The organism is Prevotellamassilia timonensis (genome assembly GCF_900106785.1).
Classification (GTDB): Bacteria; Bacteroidota; Bacteroidia; order Bacteroidales; family Bacteroidaceae; genus Alloprevotella; species Alloprevotella timonensis.
Window position 1 is genome coordinate 33,323 of record NZ_LT629843.1, and the last position, 18,287, is coordinate 51,609.

The following is an 18,287-nucleotide window of genomic DNA, read 5'->3' on the forward strand; positions in this document are numbered from 1 at the left end:
CAAAGTAATGAACAACAAGAAGAAAAACGAGGGTCAGACCGACTTTTCCTATTACGGTCTGTACCTGCTGGACTATCTCCGCACGAACAAGTTTGAACAGGCTGACGACACCGCTTTCATACGGGAACGGGCCGACCGTGCCGCCGAAACGTATGAGAGGGCACGGCTTGAAGGCTATCCCGCCGATGGTGCGCAGGAACTGGCGATGGACACGCTGCTGCGCGGGCTGCATTATTCCCGTTACGCCATCCTCCGCGAAGTCGTGGAAAACGAGTTTGCCGATGAAGTGCCGGAAGAGAAGCGTGAAGCCTTTGTCCTGAAACTGCTGCCGCTTGTCGGCAACGTGTTCTCCGTCTATGACCTCTCGGATGACAATTTCGCCCTGTCTTCCGATTACGACCTGCTCTACACGGAGCTGACGGGAGCAACCGTCCTTTACTTAGACGAATATGGCGTTTAACCGCAAACAGAAACTGCGGGACAACATCGAGGCGATACGGACGGCATTCATCCTTGACAGGGAAAATAGGACAGCGACAACCGAAGAGCGTGCCATACTTCAAAGGTACTGCGGTTTCGGCGGTCTGAAATGTATCCTCAACCCTGCAAAGGAACTGACGGATGCCGTCCGGTGGGCGAAATCCGACCTCGAACTGTTCGCCCCGACGGTGGAGCTGCACAGGCTTATCCGTGAGAACAGCAAGGACGAAACAGAGTACAAGCGGTTTGTGGATTCGCTGAAAGCGTCCGTGCTGACCGCTTTCTACACCCCCAAAGAGATAACCGACACCATCGCGGACGTGCTGGCAGATTACAGCGTCCGCCCCGCCCGTATGCTCGAACCGTCGGCAGGTGTCGGCGTGTTCGTGGATTCCATGCTGCGGCACAGCCCCAATGCGGATGTGATGGCTTTCGAGAAGGATCTGCTCACGGGTACAATCTTGAGGCATCTCTATCCCGACCAGAAAATGCGCACCTGCGGTTTTGAGAAAATCGAAAGACCGTTCAACAATTATTTCGACTTGGCGGTGTCCAACATTCCGTTCGGTGACATTGCCGTGTTCGACGCGGAGTTTCAGCGGAGCGACTCTTTCGGCAGACGCTCCGCCCAGAAAACCATCCACAACTATTTCTTTCTCAAAGGACTGGATGCCGTGCGTGACGGCGGTATCGTGGCGTTCATCACCTCGCAAGGGGTATTGAATAGCACCAAGACCTCCGTGCGTAACGAGCTGTTCAGTCAGGCCAATCTGGTATCCGCGATACGCCTGCCCAACAACCTGTTCACGGACAACGCGGGCACGGAGGTGGGCAGTGACCTGATTGTCCTGCAAAAGAACCTCAGCAAGAAGGAAATGTCGCAGGACGAGCGGCTGATGACCGTGATACAGACGGACACGAAAACCGCCCTGACCGACAACGCCTATTTCATCCACCACCCGGAACGCATCGTGCATACGATGGCGAAACTTGACACAGACCCCTACGGGAAGCCCGCTATGGTTTATCTGCACGAGGGCAAGGCAGCAGGCATCGCCGGGGATTTGCGCCGTATGCTCGACGAGGATTTCCATTACAGGCTTGCCATGCGCTTGTATTCGGGTTCAATCCGGCAGGCAGGAACGGAAGAAAAAGTTGCCGTTCAAAATAAAGTAGAGCGTCCTGCCATAAAATTGGAAACAGTATCCTCGGCGCAGACGGTGGAAACTCCGACAGAAAAGCCGCAACCCGCAGATGAAAAGCCGGAGATAGAACCGCGCCCGCAATATTCCGCAGGCGTGCAGCTCACCCTGCTTGACCTCTGGGGGATGACGGAAGAGGTCAGCCAACCGAAAACCTCCAAAAAGAAAAAGACGGTGAAAAAGGCAGTTACGGCAAAGTCCACTCCGCCCAAACCGAAAGTCACGGTTACACCGACAGCTCCAACTGCAAAACCCGCAATGGAGAATAAGGAGGTGAAAGCGGAGAACACCGCCAAGCCTGCCGACCCGGACGACATCTATGCCACACTGGACTGGGATACCAATCCTCCCATCAACGGTTTCTATGAAATGATGATGGGTTTGACGCCGGAGCGTAGGAAAGAACTTCGGGAACTGGCAAGGCAGCATAACGAGAAACAAGTGGCGGAAAAGACGGAAGTGAAAGCCGTGCCGGAAACTTCCCGTGAGCAGCCACGACAGGAGGAAACACAGCCGGAGGCAGTCGCCGCACCTGCCGTTACAGATACCCCATCGGAAGCGGTGGGGACTTTCCTTTTCCCCGACATCGAAGCGGAAAAGCCGAAGGAGGAAGTCGTGGACCTTTCTCCGCGTGCCTACCACCGCACGCCGGAGATGCACCTGCGCGAAGGGTCGCTGGTGGCTGACCGGGGGCGTCATAACATCGGCTACCTGAAAGACATCACGCCATACGGGGCGACATTCCAGCCGCTCGACCTGAAAGGATACCAGAAGGAAAAGGCGTTGTTGTATGTGTCGCTGCGTGACGCCTACGAGCGTCTGTACCGTTATGAATCGCTCCGGCGCGAGGCAAATGTTCCGTGGCGAGAGCATCTGAATACCTGTTACGATGAGTTTGTCATGCGCTACGGCAACCTCAACGCCAAGCAGAACGTGAAGTTAGTGATGATGGATGCGGGCGGGCGCGACATCCTTTCGCTGGAACGGATGGAAAACGGAAAGTTCGTCAAGGCGGACATCTTCGAGCATCCTGTTTCCTTCGCGGTGGAGAGCCATGCCAACGTAGGCTCTCCCGAAGAAGCCCTGTCTGCGTCGCTCAACAAATATGGTACGGTCAATCTCGACTATATGCGGGAGATAACCGACAGCACGGCGGAGGATTTGCTCACTGCCCTGCAAGGGCGCATCTACTACAATCCGCTCGTGACCGGTTACGAAATCAAAGACCGTTTCATCGCCGGAAATGTCATAGAGAAAGCGGAACGCATAGAGGCATGGATGGGTGACAATCCCGAAAATGAGCGTATGCCGGAGGTGAAGCAGGCGTTGGAGGCTCTGAAAGATGCCGAGCCGCAGCGCATCGCCTTCGAGGATCTGGACTTCAATTTCGGGGAACGCTGGATTCCGACGGGTGTCTATGCCGCCTACATGAGCCGGCTGTTCGACACGGAGGTGAAAATCGCCTATTCCGCAAGCATGGACGAGTTTTCGGTGGTGTGCGGCTACCGCACCATGAAAATCACGGACGAGTTTCTGGTGAAGGGGTATTACCGGAACTATGACGGTATGCACCTCCTAAAACACGCCCTGCACAACACCTGCCCTGACATGATGAAGTCCATCGGCAAGGACGAGCATGGCAACGACATCAAGATGCGCGACAGCGAGGGAATACAACTCGCCAACGCCAAGATTGACGAGATACGAAACGGCTTCTCCGAATGGCTCGAAGAGCAGTCGCCGCAGTTCAAGGAGCGGCTTGTGACGATGTATAACCGCAAGTTCAACTGTTTCGTGCGCCCGCGCTACGACGGCTCCCATCAGACCTTTCCCGACCTCAACCTGAAAGGGCTGGCAAGCCGGGGTATCAAGAGCGTCTATCCCTCACAGATGGATTGCGTCTGGATGTTGAAACAGAACGGCGGCGGAATTTGCGACCACGAGGTGGGAACCGGTAAGACGCTGATAATGTGCATCGCCGCGCATGAGATGAAGCGTCTGAATTTGGCACACAAGCCGATGATTATCGGGCTGAAAGCCAACGTTGCGGAGATTGCAGCCACCTATCAGGCGGCATATCCCAACGCACGTATTCTGTACGCTTCGGAGAAGGACTTTTCGACCGCCAACCGTGTGCGCTTCTTCAATAATATAAAGAACAACGACTACGATTGCGTCATCATGTCGCACGACCAGTTCGGCAAGATACCGCAGTCGCCGGAATTGCAGCAGCGCATCCTGCAAGCAGAGCTTGACACGGTGGAGGAAAACCTCGAAGTGCTACGGCAGCAGGGAAAGAACGTGTCGCGGGCGATGCTGAAAGGATTGGAGAAGCGCAAGCACAACCTTGAAGCGAAGCTGGAGAAGGTGGAACACGCCATAAAGTCACGCACGGACGACGTGGTGGATTTCAAGCAGATGGGCATCGACCACATCTTCATAGATGAGAGCCACCAGTTCAAGAATCTGACTTTCAACACGCGCCACGACCGTGTGGCGGGATTGGGAAACAGCGAGGGAAGCCAGAAGGCACTTAACATGCTCTTTGCCATACGCACCATACAGGAGCGCACAGGAAAAGACTTGGGTGCGACCTTCCTCTCCGGCACGACTATCAGCAACTCACTGACTGAATTGTACCTGCTGTTCAAGTACCTGCGCCCGAAGGAGCTGGAACGGCAGGACATAAGGTGTTTCGACGCTTGGGCGGCGATATTTGCCAAGAAGACGACGGATTTTGAATTTAACGTGACGAACAATGTGGTCCAGAAGGAGCGTTTCCGCTACTTCATCAAAGTGCCGGAGCTTGCCGCCTTCTATAATGAAATCACGGACTACCGCACGGCGGAGGATGTGGGCGTTGACCGTCCTGCCAAGAACGAGATACTGCACCATATACCGCCCACGCCGGAACAGGAGGACTTCATACAGAAACTGATGCAGTTCGCCAAGACGGGCGATGCCACCTTGTTGGGCAGGCTGCCGCTTTCGGAAACGGAAGAAAAGGCGAAGATGCTCATCGCCACGGACTATGCCCGGAAAATGGCACTCGACATGCGCATGATAGACCCGAATTACGAAGATCATCCCGACAACAAAGCGAGTCACTGTGCCAAGATGATCGCGGAGTATTATCAAAAATACGACGCCCAGAAAGGCACGCAGTTCGTTTTCTCTGATTTGGGGACATACCAGCCGGGCGACGGGTGGAACGTCTATTCGGAAATCAAGCGCAAACTGACGGAGGACTACGGTATACCGCCAAGCGAGGTGCGCTTCATTCAGGAGTGCAAGACCGACAAGGCGCGGAAGGCGGTGATAGACGCCATGAACGCCGGGACGGTGCGTGTGCTGTTCGGCTCTACCTCTATGCTCGGAACGGGTGTGAACGCCCAGAAACGGTGTGTGGCTATCCATCATCTTGATACGCCGTGGGTGCGACATGAAGTCGCATAGATAATTGTTGGAATGATACTTTAAGTATCAGTTTTAACCCGCTGTTCCGTCAGCGGTAGCCTACCGACCGATGCACCTTAATGTTGTATTAAGCGGTCGGGACAAAGTACACTTTCACAAGACAAGACAGAACCGTGAGGGGAAGTCAAGTATGGTTAGTATCATACCGTAGAGTGGCGAGGCTGGATAGTATGGTTAGCGTAAGCGAACTGTTAGTAAACTTCGTAATGTCGTAAAAGAGTGCAAGATACTGATACACTCTACCCAAAATGGGATGCGGTCAGATAATCCTCTCCATGGTAGGATTACACGGATGTAAAGACCGTCGGAGGATGAGACAGGACCTAACCTATCCGTTAGTTATCTATGTGGAACATGGTAAGCCTGTACATCTCCTGTCAGACAAAAGACAGGTAAGCTGAAAGTAATGGATGCTGAATGATGTGCAGGTATAAGATAACAGAGAAAGCGAATGCCGTTCTGTAATGGGACGGATAGGGTTTGAGCCACTTATCACGAGTTGACAAGGGACAACATCAACCTACCACGAAAGTGGGCAGACTTCTGTGGTAATGTTTGGGAGGCAAATACCCAACATTAGCCAAATGGTAATTCTTTACAATAAACTTTTAGAACTTTTTAAAGTAGGAATGCAAATGAACGATAAAATCAAAGAAAATCTCCTCGACCAATCGTGTGCGCCGACTGACAACCTGCAATCAAATTGGGACAGAATAGACTGGACTAAGGCGGAGCAAGCTGTTAAGAAGCTTCAAGCTCGTATTGTAAAGGCTCAGAAGGAAGGCAGACATAACAAGGTGAAAGCCTTGCAATGGACGCTTACCCACTCTTTTTACGCAAAAGCCTTAGCCGTAAAGAGGGTTACTTCTAACGGGGGTGGTTGTACTCCTGGGGTTGACAAAGAAATATGGGATACCCCTAAAGCTAAAATGCAAGCAATAACCCAACTCAAACGCAGAGGCTACCAGCCAATGCCGCTGAGAAGAGTTCATATCAAGAAGAGCAACGGCAAACTGCGACCGTTGGGAATACCGACAATGAAAGACAGAGCCATGCAAGCACTCTATCTTATGGCATTGGAGCCTGTATCAGAAACTACAGCTGATACTCGTTCATACGGTTTCCGCAAGGAACGCTGCTGTATGGATGCAATACAGCAATGTCATAACATTCTCCGAAAGGGATATTCTCCCGAATGGATTTTGGAGGGTGACATAAAAGGGTGTTTTGACCATATCAGCCATGAGTGGTTACTTGCCAATATCCCAATGGATAAGGCAATACTCCGAAAATGGTTGAAATGTGGCTATGTTTTCAACAAGCAAATGTTCCCGACCGAGGAAGGAACACCGCAAGGTGGTATAATTTCTCCGACACTTGCCAATATGACTTTGGACGGATTGCAGAAAGCTCTTGCAGATAGATATAAGCGCCATCATGTTAATGGTAAGTTGTATTCACCAATGGTGAACCTTGTACGTTATGCGGATGATTTTATCATCACTTGCGAGAACAAGGAAACTCTTGAAAATGAAATCAAGCCATTGGTTGCTGAATTTATGTCTGAAAGAGGTCTGACCTTATCAGAGGAAAAGACGGTGATAACCAACGTGCATGACGGTTTTGATTTTCTTGGCTTTAATATCCGCAAATACGGCAAGGACATATTGACCAAGCCGACAAAGAAATCCGAGAAACGCTTTATGGAGAATATCCGTAAGGTAATTAAGGAGAACAAGGGTTGCAGACAGGAGTCGTTAATCAGAATGTTGAACTCTAAAATCCGAGGATGGGGAGGTTATTATCAGCATGGAGCGACACGTGATTCATTTCACAGAATCGACCATCAGATATTCCTCTCACTATGGCAATGGGCAAAACGCCGTCATTCCAAGAAAGGGAAACGGTGGATAAAAGACCGATATTGGCATGACATTCGAGGGAACAAATGGACTTTCGCTTCAAAATTCAAGAAACCAAACGGAAAGGAAGACCAATTGACATTATTGTCTCTGACTTCATCGTTTCCATTCCTGCAATACACGCAGATTAAAGGAGACATGAACCCGTTTGATGCAGACTGTCGTCTGTACTTCTATAAAAGAAAGAAGTCGAAAATGCTTGTTACGCTAAAAGGACGCAAGTCACTGCTGTACCTATGGGAAAAGCAAGGACGCAAATGTCCTATATGCGGTGAGCCTATTGATACGCACAAGGCATGGAATGTCATGCCAACCGTTCAAAACGGAAAGAAATGCAATCTGTTGGTTCATGATGAATGTTTTAAATTATCCCGCAAATCAAATGGAAACAAGAAGTAGTTTGAGCCGGTCTCTGCATACAAACAGAGGCTTAGAAAAGCTTGAGCCGTATGAGGGGAAACTCTCATGTACGGTTCTTAGGGGGGAAGAGGGCAGCAATGCCCTTGACCTACCCGATCGACCGTCCGACTTGCAACAGCGTGACGGACGCGGAGTTAGGGCAGGTAATGAGATTGCCAAACATTTCGCCGGGAACAACGTGGATGTAATCATCTACGCGGTGGAGAAGTCACTGGACAGCTACAAGTTCAACCTCCTGCACTGCAAGCAGACTTTCATAAGCCAGCTCAAAAGCGGTGCGATGGGTGCGCGTACCATCGACGAGGGGGCAATGGACGAAAAATCGGGCATGAATTTCTCGGAATACATGGCGTTGCTCTCCGGCAATACCGACCTGTTGGACAAGGCGAAACTGGAAAAGCGGATCGCATCGCTCGAAGGGGAACGCAAGTCGTTCAACAAGGGCAAGCGTGATTCGGAGTTCAAGCTGGAGTCAAAGACCGGCGAGTTGCGCAACAACACGGCTTTCATAGATGCCATGACGGAGGACTGGAACCGCTTCCTGTCGGTGGTGCAGACCGACAAGGAGGGCAACCGCCTTAATATAATAAAGGTGGACGGAGTGGATTCCGCCGATGAGAAGGTCATCGGAAAGCGTTTGCAGGAGATAGCCAAGAATGCCACGACCGGAGGGTTGTACACGCAGGTCGGTGAACTTTACGGTTTTCCGATAAAGGTGGTGAGCGAAAGGATACTCAAAGAGGGATTGGAGTTCACCGACAACCGCTTCGTGGTCGAGGGGAACTACAAGTACACCTACAACAACGGGCATCTGGCGATGGCTGACCCGTTGGCCGCCGCCCGCAACTTCCTCAACGCGATGGAGAGGATACCCTCCATCATCGACCAGTACAAGGCGAAGAACGAGGTGCTGGAGATGGAGATACCGCAGTTACAGGAGATAGCGGGTAAGGTGTGGAAGAAGGAGGACGAGCTGAAGCAGTTGAAGTCCGAACTTGCCGCCCTTGACCGAAAAATTCAGCTGGAGCTTGCGCCACCCACGCCCGAAGTCGCAGAAAAGGAGAATGAAGGGCAACAGCTCAAGCCGGAAGCGGAAGATGTGAGGAACAGGCAGGCGCAATATCCCGAAAATGCACCGCCGCAGATACGCAGTCCGGCGGATAGTATCGTTGCCAACCATGTCATAATCGGGCGTCCGGGACTGTATGCCAAGGAGGAAACCCGGTCCAAAGGATTGAAAATATAACCTAAGGAATTTTATCTGAAGTATTAATAAGGGCTATCCCAAAAGGTCTAAAAGTAAATTTTATCCTTTCTGCAAGTATCTATAGGATGGCAACTGCATTTTTTTCTTTTTGGGCAGCCCTTATTAAAATTTATTCTTATTTTAGGTTATATACATTCATGTCCATTTATGTAAAAAATTCCTGCTGACCTTGTTTATGTCTTGTCAGTCACCATTTGCAAAACCATATTTGACCCTCAAAGAGGCTGAATTTGATAAGTAACTTGCTACATACTCATAATAAGGAGCTAAATAGAACACGAATGGGAAATACACAAATGCTAAACTAAAGAAGATATTGGCCAAAATAAACGCTATACCGAGAGAGAAACTTGATTTTTCAACTTCCTAAAACGGTGTTGTTCAAACATTTCTACTTATTTGTACTTGCCAGTTGAACCTACGCTTCCCTAATAAAATGTCTATGGTAGAAAGTTAAAAAATCCTCCCACTTTTGTTAGATATATTTTTTTGTGTAATTTTGTAATCGTTATGCGGCAGTAATAATATACATATTAATACGAGTTAGTAATCCTGTAGTTCTCATATGCTACGAGGAGGTATTAAAAGGTGCGTTTCGACAATGCATCTACTGTAGTATATTATTGCTTAATCCAAATGAATATTATAAATTTAGGAATTCTTGCTCACATTGATGCAGGAAAAACTTCCGTAACCGAGAATCTGCTGTTTGCCAGTGGAGCAACGGAAAAGTGCGGCCGTGTGGATAATGGTGACACCATAACGGACTCTATGGATATAGAGAAACGTAGAGGAATTACTGTCCGGGCTTCTACGACATCTATTATCTGGAATGGAGTGAAATGCAATATCATTGACACTCCGGGACACATGGATTTTATTGCGGAAGTGGAGCGGACATTCAAAATGCTTGATGGAGCAGTCCTCATCTTATCCGCAAAGGAAGGCATACAAGCGCAGACAAAGTTGCTGTTCAGTACTTTACAAAAGCTGCAAATCCCGACAATTATATTTATCAATAAGATTGACCGTGCCGGTGTGAATTTGGAGCGTTTGTATATGGATATAAAAACAAATCTGTCGCAAGATGTCCTGTTTATGCAAACTGTTGTCGATGGATCGGTTTATCCGGTTTGCTCCCAAACATATATAAAGGAAGAATACAAAGAATTTGTATGCAACCATGACGACGATATATTAGAACGATATTTGGCGGATAGCGAAATTTCACCGGCTGATTATTGGAATACGATAATCGCTCTTGTGGCAAAAGCCAAAGTCTATCCGGTGCTACATGGATCAGCAATGTTCAATATCGGTATCAATGAGTTGTTGGACGCCATTTCTTCTTTTATACTTCCTCCGGCATCAGTCTCAAACAGACTTTCAGCTTATCTCTATAAGATAGAGCATGACCCCAAAGGGCATAAAAGAAGTTTTCTTAAAATAATTGACGGAAGTCTGAGACTTCGAGACGTTGTAAGAATCAACGATTCGGAAAAATTCATCAAGATTAAAAATCTAAAGACTATTTATCAGGGCAGAGAGATAAATGTTGATGAAGTGGGTGCCAATGATATCGCGATTGTAGAAGATATAGAAGATTTTCGAATCGGAGATTATTTAGGTGCTAAACCTTGTTTGATTCAAGGATTATCTCATCAGCATCCCGCTCTCAAATCCTCCGTCCGGCCAAATAAGCCCGAAGAGAGAAGCAAGGTGATATCCGCTCTGAATACATTGTGGATTGAAGACCCGTCTTTGTCCTTTTCCATAAACTCATATAGTGATGAATTGGAAATCTCGTTATATGGTTTGACCCAAAAGGAAATCATACAGACATTGCTGGAAGAACGATTTTCCGTAAAGGTCCATTTTGATGAGATCAAGACTATCTACAAAGAACGACCTATAAAAAAGGTCAATAAGATTATTCAGATCGAAGTACCACCCAACCCTTACTGGGCCACAATAGGGCTGACTCTTGAACCCTTACCGTTAGGGGCAGGGTTGCAAATCGAAAGTGACATCTCCTATGGTTATCTGAACCATTCTTTTCAAAATGCCGTTTTTGAAGGGATTCGTATGTCTTGCCAATCTGGTTTACATGGATGGGAAGTGACTGATCTGAAAGTAACTTTTACTCAAGCCGAGTATTATAGCCCGGTAAGTACACCTGCTGATTTCAGACAGCTGACCCCTTATGTCTTCAGGCTGGCCTTGCAACAGTCAGGTGTGGACATTCTCGAACCGATGCTCTATTTTGAGTTGCAGATACCCCAAGCGGCAAGTTCCAAAGCTATTACAGATTTGCAAAAAATGATGTCTGAGATTGAAGACATCAGTTGCAATAATGAGTGGTGTCATATTAAAGGGAAAGTTCCATTAAATACAAGTAAAGACTACGCCTCAGAAGTAAGTTCATACACTAAGGGCTTAGGCGTTTTTATGGTCAAGCCATGCGGGTATCAAATAACTAGGGTGTCCAGTTTTACGTTCCTAAATTAGCTCACTTTTCTGAGCTGTTTGGTACGTTCTGTAACCCAGTTTATGGACATATGCTCTTTTGCAAAAGCATCAATGTCCTTTAGTTTAACATTACATAAGCGCTCTTTGAAATTAAATGATTTAGTAGCAGATTTGTTCTCGAGTTTTGCGTGTAACGGTATAAACAGGACAAAAGGAGTAATGCCATACAATTTGTTTGGCGACTTCTTTTGCTTGAATACACCAAAGGTTGATTCAATGATATCAGAAGAGATGTTGCGTGATTCATAAGAAGCATTCAACTTCGCTTCATGCTCCTTGAGGTACTCTAAAATCTCGATTCCAAGCATAGCTCTGCGGTTGTTTGCATTACCGATGACGTGCTGCATGATATATTTCTTGCACTTGTTACAGGTCGCAAGATTGAATCCCTCTGTTTTACAGACGGCTTCTATATACTCTACAGCACATACAGCGACTTTCAATTCAACCAATAGCTCCTTGTAATCAAGAATGAAGGCATACGCCTCCTGCATTTTCTCTGGGAGTTTATCGAAACTTTCAAGCATTTTGTTGCCCCAATCAACCCATGAATGGAAATTCATGAATCTGGCGATACTACGCATATTGGGAGGTAAAAGATATGCTTTATCTGTAAGTTGATATTGCAATCTGATTTTCCCAAGAAGTGCAGTAAAGTTCATAAAATCAGGTTGTTTGCCATAAGCATGCTTAAAGCATGTGCCCATGGCATGACTGATATCGATATGGTGCAGCAAACCTGATTGCTTAATTCCATTTGTAAGATTATGAGCTTGGTCGCTGATGATATATTCAGGCTTAGCCCCAATTCCTTCAATGGATTTTTCAATCTCTTGCTTGATGTCATCCCCTTTAAAGCCACCACTGGATTTCATGCCGATAACAGTAACGTCTTCATGCTTAATGGGACGTCCGAGATGATTGGCAGGAATACCTAGAATCAGAAGAAGTTTCTCTCGATTAACCATAATGCTTTCGTCAATGATACATGCAAACTTCTTATCAGTAGGTTTGCTGTCATTCTCATAAGTAGATAGGCCTAACTTCTTCATCCAGTTCTCTACGGTATTATAAGATGGTATCTTTCCACATTTGCCTTCAAGTGCTTCATTGAAAATCTCAAGAATCTTCACTACAGTGCGAAGGCCGCAGTTGGTACGAATGTAAATCAATACGCAAAGTTGAACAATCAGAAGAGAGAATCTATGTCCGGGAATAGGGTCGATAACAATTTCTTTTGTTCTTCGGTCACAGTCACGGTCTTTACGTCTTTTTTTTTAAGTTCCTTCCTTACCTCTTCAAGTTTAGCCTTGTCGGCCTCTTTTTGAGATTTAAGTTTGGCATTCTCTTTACGAAGACGTTTAACTTCCTCTTCTAAGGTTTCTTTATTGGGTTTTGAATCAAACTTTTTCATTGTTTTTAGTTGCTTAATTATGCTACTAAGTTACTAAAAACTAACGACTTATACAAATTTTCAAAGAACTATTTTGCTTGCTAAAGCGTTAAATATTAGAACGTTATATTAACAATGACAAGGGCGTTTGATACTACGTTTTTAGGAACGTAGAACTGGACACCCTATCAAATAACAAAAGGCGATTATTCTGATAATATCCGCATGAACGAAAAAGATAAACTTTTATTCATGTTCCAAAAATCAATGTCATCAAAATAATGGAGCGGTCAGGAAATTTCTATAAGGCAATACAGTTGGGATATATACTTATCTCCATTCTTATCGGATGTATGGCATATAATAGCCTCTATGAATGGCAGGAGATAGAAGCATTAGAACTTGGCAATAAAAAAATAGACGAGCTCCGAAAAGAAATAAACAATATCAATATTCAAATGATAAAATTTTCTCTATTGGGTGAAACAATACTGGAATGGAACGATAAAGATATCGAGCATTACCATGCACGGCGTATGGCAATGGACAGTATGCTCTGCCGTTTCAAGGCCACCTATCCAGCAGAGCGCATCGATAGTGTGCGCAGTCTTTTAGAGGATAAGGAACGACAGATGTTCCAGATAGTCCGGTTAATGGATGAACAACAATCTATTAACAAGAAGATAGCCAATCAAATTCCGGTTATTGTGCAGAAAAGTGTGCAGGAACAGTCCAAAAAGCCAAAACGAAAAGGTTTCTTGGGCATCTTTGGCAAAAAAGAGGGAACGAAGCCAACGACAACAACGACTACGCTCCGTTCATCCAATAGAAACATGGTCAACGAACAGAAAGCGCAGAGCCGTCGATTGTCAGAACAAGCCGATAGTCTTGCTGCCCGTAATGCAGAACTTAACAGACAACTGCAAGGATTGATTTGCCAAATCGAAAAGAAGGTACAATCTGATTTACAAAATAGAGAAAGCGAGATAACAGCGATGCGTAAAAAATCATTTATGCAGATAGGCGGCTTGATGGGATTTGTTCTTTTGCTGTTGGTCATTTCCTATATCATCATACACCGTGATGCAAAGAACATTAAACGATACAAACGCAAGACAACGGATTTGATCGAGCAATTGGAACAGTCCGTGCAACAAAATGAGGTACTCATAACCTCCCGAAAGAAAGCGGTACATACTATTACCCATGAGTTGCGTACACCACTGACGGCAATAACTGGCTATACCGAACTTTTGCGGAAAGAATGCAATAGCGGTAATAATGGGCAATATATCCGAAATATACTGCAATCCTCCGACCGTATGCGGGATATGCTCAACACTTTGCTTGACTTCTTCCGCCTGGACAACGGCAAGGAACAGCCCCGTCTGTCACCCTGCCGGATTTCTGCAATCACGCACACACTTGAAACGGAGTTCATTCCTGTTGCAGTGAACAAAGGGTTGTCCTTGTCCGTGAAGACTGGACACGATGCCATTGTATTGACCGACAAAGAGCGAATAATACAAATCGGGAATAACCTGCTGTCAAACGCAGTCAAGTTCACAGAAGAAGGCGGTGTTTCTTTGATTACTGAATATGATAATGGAGTTCTGACACTGGTCGTTGAAGATACAGGTACAGGCATGACAGAAGAGGAACAGAAACAAGCGTTCGGTGCGTTTGAACGTCTATCAAATGCCGCCGCAAAGGAGGGTTTCGGGCTTGGGCTTGCCATAATGCGTAATATTGTGTCGATGCTTGGCGGAACAATCCGTTTGGACAGCAAGAAAGGGAAAGGCAGTCGTTTCACAGTTGAAATTTCTATGCAGGAAGCTGAAGAACAGCTTGGATATACAAGCAATACACCTGTTTATCATAACAATAAATTCCATGATGTTGTCGCCATTGACAATGATGAGGTATTACTTCTGATGCTGAAAGAGATGTACTCCCAAGAAGGAATACACTGCGACACTTGCACCGATGCTGCGGAACTGATGGAAATGATACGCCAGAAAGAATACAGCCTGTTGCTGACAGACTTGAATATGCCCGGTATAAACGGTTTCGAATTACTGGAACTGTTGCGTTCGTCCAACGTGGGCAATTCACCAACAATCCCGGTGGTTGTGGCAACCGCTTCGGGCAGTTGTAACAAAGGGGAACTATTGGCAAAAGGCTTTGCCGGATGCCTGTTCAAGCCGTTCTCCATATCGGAGTTGATGGAGGTTTCCGACAGGTGTGCCATAAAAGAAACACCGGACGGGAAACCGGATTTTTCAGCTTTGCTGTCTTACGGCAATGAAGCCGTTATGCTGGAAAAGTTGATGACGGAAACTGAAAAAGAGATGCAGACAATACGGGAAGCGGCAACAGAAAAAGACCTGCAAAAGCTGGATTCCCTGACACACCACCTGCGCAGCTCGTGGGAGGTGCTACGTGCCGACCAACCGCTAAATGTACTTTACAGATTGCTTCATGGCGATGTACTCCCGGATGGTGAAGCGTTAAGCCATGCCGTGACTGCCGTGCTGGATAAGGGAGCGGAAATAATCCGGTTGGCAGAAGAGGAAAGGAGAAAATACGAAGATGGATAAGACAACAATAATTGTGGTAGAAGACAATATCGTGTACTGCGAGTTTGTCTGCAACATGCTGGCGCGGGAGGGCTACCGCACCGTGAAGGCTTACCACCTCTCAACCGCGAAGAAACATCTACAACAGGCGACAGATAATGACATCGTGGTTGCCGACCTGCGCCTGCCTGACGGTAACGGCATTGACCTTTTGCGCTGGATGCGAAAGGAGGGAAAGATGCAGCCCTTCATCATTATGACCGACTACGCCGAAGTTAATACCGCCGTGGAAAGCATGAAACTCGGCTCGATAGACTATATTCCCAAACAGCTTGTGGAGGATAAACTTGTCCCCCTGATCCGTTCCATACTGAAAGAACGTCAGGCAGGACAACGCCGTATGCCTGTGTTCGCCCGTGACGGTTCCGCATTTCAGAAAATCATGCACCGTATAAGGCTGGTAGCCGCTACCGATATGAGCGTGATGATATTCGGAGAGAACGGCACGGGTAAGGAACATATTGCCCACCACCTGCACGACAAGAGCAAGCGGGCAGTCAAGCCATTCGTGGCGGTGGACTGCGGTTCACTCACCAAAGAGCTTGCGCCCTCGGCCTTCTTCGGACACGTCAAGGGAGCGTTTACAGGAGCAGATTGTGCCAAGAAAGGATATTTCCATGAGGCGGAAGGCGGCACGCTGTTTCTGGACGAGGTAGGAAACCTCGCGTTGGAAACCCAACAGATGTTGCTCCGCGCCATACAGGAGAGGCGGTATCGCCCGGTCGGAGACAAGGCAGACAGGAGTTTCAATGTCCGCATCATCGCCGCCACCAACGAGGATCTGGAAGCGGCAGTGAGTGAAAAGCGTTTTCGGCAGGATCTTCTGTACCGCCTGCACGACTTCGGGATAACCGTTCCTCCGTTGCGTGACTGTCAGGAAGACATCATGCCGCTGGCAGAGTTCTTCCGTGATATGGCAAACAGAGAGCTGGAGTGTAGCGTGAGCGGGTTCAGTTCCGAAGCACGTAAAGCGTTGCTGACACACGCATGGCCGGGCAACGTGCGGGAACTTCGGCAGAAAGTTATGGGTGCTGTATTGCAGGCGCAGGAAGGTGTTGTCATGAAAGAGCATCTGGAACTTGCCGTGACGAAACCGACCTCTACTGTCAACTTCGCCCTGCGCAATGACGCGGAGGATAAGGAGCGGATATTGCGTGCGTTGAAACAGGCAAACGGCAACCGGAGTGTCGCCGCCGAACTGCTCGGAATAGGCAGGACAACACTATACAGCAAACTTGAAGAGTATGGACTTAAATATAAATTCAAGCAATCATAGCCTGTAATTCACTGAATTTGGCTATCTTTGCATAACATTTGAGAAAAACGGCGATTGGCAGGAGCTTTTCGCCGCCAACATATAGGATAAGACCGCAAGGCGTTTCAAGCGAAAATCTGGTAAATTGGAACTACGGAGACGATTGCGTGATGCTTATGCTATGCTTACGCATAGCGTGCATTCACGTACTCTCCGTAAAGGCTTTACCAGAGCCATCGCTTGAAGGTAGTGTGAATTGCACGCTACTTTTTTGCCCTTGCCTAATGAAAGGTAACGATTATGGGTAAAGTTCAGATTCTCGCCGTACTGACGATGGACGGATGTCTTTCTTCAGAGTTATATTATAAAGCACATCAGGATTTGTGCCTTGACCGTTGCGGTCTTGATGAAATCAGGAAGAACGCCCTTTACCGCGTGACACCAGACTATTCCATTTCAATGCTGCACGAATGGAGAAAAGACGGCACAAACATCCGTTACCTCGCGGAAGCCACACCGGACACGGCAGACTATATAAACGGACTACTGCGTATGCACGCTGTGGATGAAATCATACTATACACCGTTCCTTTCATATCCGGAAGCGGACGACATTTTTTTAAGTCGGCTCTGCCAGAGCAACACTGGACGCTTTCCTCTTTGAAAAGTTTTCCCAACGGTGTATGCCGCATTATCTACATCCTTGATAAAAAAGCAAGATAGCCAAAATGTGCGGCAAGCATACATTTTTATTTTCAAGAATAGAATAAATGTTCTGATTACAAACAATTTAAGTCGGAGATAATTTGTCCCTGTGAAAAAATATTGAATTTTATACCACTGAAATACAACACTTTGTAAAATTGAGCGTTGGATTTTTTGTTTTCTGCCGCGTTTTTTGCCAATTATATTCATGTGCGCATACCGAAAACAGAGTGTAAAATTTCAAAATTGACAGGACATGAATTATTTTTTATTGGCGGAAACCGAGTTCTTCCGCCGGATAAACGAAGCCGGAGACTGCAATATGGAAAAAGCATACACGGCTTTCGCCACCCAAGTAATAGAACTGTGCAACGGCGGCATGGACATGAACCTTACCGTCATCGCGCTTGCCTACATCGAAATCGAGTTGCAGCACCATCCGGTGCGTAATCTGTCAGAAGAAAGAAGAGAGATTGCCGCCTACGTCAGCAAGGCTCTGTCTTTCGTAAGAAAGATGCAGAAATTCCTTGCCACGCCCCAAGTGCCACCACTAATATCCGCCAACAACGCAACAGAAACCACCGCCAGCCTTCTTTGGACGGGCAACGCCATCGACCTCGTGGAACTTATCTACGGCATAGACGAGATGGGCTGTATCAACAACGGCAATATGCCGCTAAAACAGCTCGCCCCGATTCTCTACAAGATATTCGGTATTGAGTCGAAGGATTGCTACCGCTTCTATACCGACATCAAACGTCGGAAAAACGAAAGCCGTACCTATTTCCTCGACAAGATGCAGGAGAAACTGAACGAGAGAATGCTGCGCGATGAAGAGCTGGAACGTATGAGAAGATAAAATCAGGTATAAGCGGGAGAATGGTATCATGCTGTTCTCCCGTTTGAGTAAAATCTATACGAAAAAGGGCGTTTTCGGCGCGCTATTGCCCCGAATTTCAGCGAAAAACGCTATCTTTGTACAATTGTTACGAATTGAA

At 47.1% G+C, this 18,287-nt stretch carries 8 protein-coding genes and 3 pseudogenes; 9 read left to right on the top strand and 2 right to left on the bottom strand.

The features are described from left to right. Positions 1-7: 7 nt before the first annotated feature. From BQ5453_RS04235 to tet(Q), 5 genes and pseudogenes are all read left to right on the top strand, one after another. The gene (locus BQ5453_RS04235; RefSeq protein ID WP_004304266.1) at positions 8-460 is read left to right on the top strand and encodes a DUF1896 domain-containing protein; all 453 of its coding nucleotides are present in this window, start codon (positions 8-10) and stop codon (positions 458-460) included. After that, positions 450-5,117: pseudogene (locus tag BQ5453_RS04240) on the top strand (N-6 DNA methylase); the annotation flags it as partial. The gene BQ5453_RS04235 and the pseudogene BQ5453_RS04240, both read left to right, overlap by 11 nt. 677 nt (positions 5,118-5,794) lie before the next feature. Continuing rightward, entirely contained in the window at positions 5,795-7,480 is a 1,686-nt protein-coding gene (gene ltrA, locus BQ5453_RS04245; RefSeq protein ID WP_049702337.1) for a group II intron reverse transcriptase/maturase, read from the top strand. A 103-nt stretch (positions 7,481-7,583) separates the two neighbouring features. Beyond that, positions 7,584-8,747 (top strand): annotated as a pseudogene (locus tag BQ5453_RS04250) (DNA methylase); the annotation flags it as partial. Positions 8,748-9,404: 657 nt separating this feature from the next. After that, positions 9,405-11,249: pseudogene (gene tet(Q), locus BQ5453_RS04255) on the top strand (tetracycline resistance ribosomal protection protein Tet(Q)); the annotation flags it as partial. A gap of 23 nt (positions 11,250-11,272) precedes the next feature. On the opposite strand, the gene BQ5453_RS04260 reads toward tet(Q), so the two are convergent. Further along, a complete protein-coding gene (locus tag BQ5453_RS04260) occupies positions 11,273-12,430 on the bottom strand; it encodes a hypothetical protein (protein ID WP_235860024.1) in 1,158 nt (385 codons plus the stop codon). A gap of 56 nt (positions 12,431-12,486) precedes the next feature. Continuing rightward, a complete protein-coding gene (locus tag BQ5453_RS14440) occupies positions 12,487-12,711 on the bottom strand; it encodes a hypothetical protein (RefSeq protein WP_071122302.1) in 225 nt (74 codons plus the stop codon). A gap of 260 nt (positions 12,712-12,971) precedes the next feature. On the opposite strand from BQ5453_RS14440, the gene BQ5453_RS04270 reads away from it, so the two are divergent. From BQ5453_RS04270 to BQ5453_RS04285, 4 genes are all read left to right on the top strand, one after another. Next, positions 12,972-15,290, top strand: coding sequence for a hybrid sensor histidine kinase/response regulator (locus BQ5453_RS04270; RefSeq protein WP_002560997.1), 2,319 nt, complete (start codon positions 12,972-12,974; stop codon positions 15,288-15,290). Then, complete coding sequence (locus tag BQ5453_RS04275) at positions 15,283-16,605, top strand: sigma-54-dependent transcriptional regulator (RefSeq protein WP_002560996.1); 1,323 nt, start codon at positions 15,283-15,285, stop codon at positions 16,603-16,605. Before BQ5453_RS04270 ends, BQ5453_RS04275 begins: the two co-directional genes overlap by 8 nt. 279 nt (positions 16,606-16,884) lie before the next feature. Continuing rightward, on the top strand, positions 16,885-17,307 hold the full coding sequence (locus BQ5453_RS04280; protein ID WP_002560995.1) for a dihydrofolate reductase family protein: 423 nt from the start codon (positions 16,885-16,887) through the stop codon (positions 17,305-17,307). A 238-nt stretch (positions 17,308-17,545) separates the two neighbouring features. Then, positions 17,546-18,148 carry an RteC domain-containing protein gene (locus tag BQ5453_RS04285; protein WP_002560994.1) on the top strand — a complete coding sequence of 201 codons (603 nt, stop codon included), beginning with the start codon at positions 17,546-17,548 and terminating at the stop codon, positions 18,146-18,148. Positions 18,149-18,287: the final 139 nt, after the last annotated feature.